The sequence below is a fragment of the Actinoplanes awajinensis subsp. mycoplanecinus genome, assembly GCF_001509495.1.
GTDB classification, from domain to species: domain Bacteria; phylum Actinomycetota; class Actinomycetes; order Mycobacteriales; family Micromonosporaceae; genus Actinoplanes; species Actinoplanes palleronii.
Genome location: NZ_LLZH01000242.1, coordinates 1 through 252, shown reverse-complemented (window position 1 = coordinate 252; position 252 = coordinate 1). Strand labels below are relative to the sequence as shown.

Sequence of the window (252 nt, the reverse complement as noted above, 5' to 3'; positions counted from 1 at the left end):
ATCGGGCTTCGCCTGGTTCCACGCTTTACGCAGCCCGGCCAGGGACCACGACAGCGACGGGGTCAGCAATTGCCCGGCCACGCCGTAGGAACGCTCGGCCGTGCGTTGATCCATCACGGCCTTGACCTTGGCCAGGGCCCAGTTATGGGCGACACGGGCCGCTCCGGCGTGAGCGAGCACGTCGCGTTCCTGCCCGGGCGTGAGGTCGAGGGCGAACCGGTACGCCTGGATCGTCGTCACGCCGGATCCTCG

At 69.0% G+C, this 252-nt stretch carries 1 protein-coding gene; it reads right to left on the bottom strand.

Annotation, left to right across the window (positions count from 1 at the left end; all coding sequences use genetic code 11):
* A partial coding sequence (locus tag ADL15_RS24450) for a helix-turn-helix domain-containing protein (RefSeq protein WP_157441583.1) occupies nucleotides 1-240 on the bottom strand: 240 nt, incomplete at its 3' end.
* Between the last annotated feature and the right edge of the window lie 12 nt (nucleotides 241-252).